1 protein-coding gene is annotated in these 892 nt (G+C 43.7%); it reads left to right on the forward strand.

Annotation, left to right across the window (positions count from 1 at the left end; all coding sequences use genetic code 11):
- On the forward strand, positions 1 to 650 hold a 650-nt coding region (locus tag ACP45E_RS17025; protein WP_241824333.1), incomplete at its 5' end, for a methyl-accepting chemotaxis protein.
- Between the last annotated feature and the right edge of the window lie 242 nt (positions 651 to 892).

The raw sequence follows: 892 nt of genomic DNA on the forward strand, positions 1-892 counted from the left end.
TGCTGAACCCCTCTTCCGATCTTACTCAGCAGTTGATCCACAATACCGTGCATAATATCGAAGGACTGGCGACCCAATTAGGTACCGCCAGTCAAGCGGTGGCTGACCTAGATAATGATGTAAACAACATTGTAAAAGTGCTGGATGTTATCGGCGGTATTGCCGAGCAAACTAACTTGCTCGCGCTAAATGCAGCGATAGAAGCAGCGCGTGCAGGTGAACAAGGTCGCGGTTTTGCGGTGGTAGCAGATGAAGTTCGCAACCTCGCAGGTCGAACCCAGGACAGTACCAAAGAAATCCAACAGATGATTCATAACCTACAAGAAGGCTCTCGTAAGGCCATTGATACTATGGAAGTCTGTGCTGAGACCAGTCAAAGTACCGTCACCGAGTCTCAAAATGCCTCAGAAGCCTTACAGCAAATTGTAGTGGCACTTGAGTCTATTTCTGCAATGAGCCATCAAATTGCCACAGCGGCCGCAGAACAGACACAGGTTGGGGACGATATATCGATGAGAATCAACATGATCGAAGAAAGTGGCACACAGCTCAGTAGCGTTGTTACAGAAAGTCATGACAGCACACAAACACTCGCCTCTCTTTCTAATGAATTAGAAACCTGGGTGAACAAGTTCACTGTTAAGCAGTAATTCTATTATTTGATAGTAAAAAGCACGCTTTCTAGTGTGCTTTTTTTATACTTATTCAAGCTAGGTAGAGTGTTCAAACCTCATCAGAATCACCATATACAGACGTTTCATGGTGAATAATGAGCAAAAAGACCTCACTGAGTATAGAAAAACAACAAACGATATTTTTTTTGCAATTTAATGTTGACGTTAAAAGAGAAAAACCGTTTAATACACCTCGTTGCCCGGATAGCTCAGTCGGT

Source organism: Vibrio genomosp. F10 str. 9ZD137 (assembly GCF_049974785.1).
Lineage (GTDB): Bacteria > Pseudomonadota > Gammaproteobacteria > Enterobacterales > Vibrionaceae > Vibrio.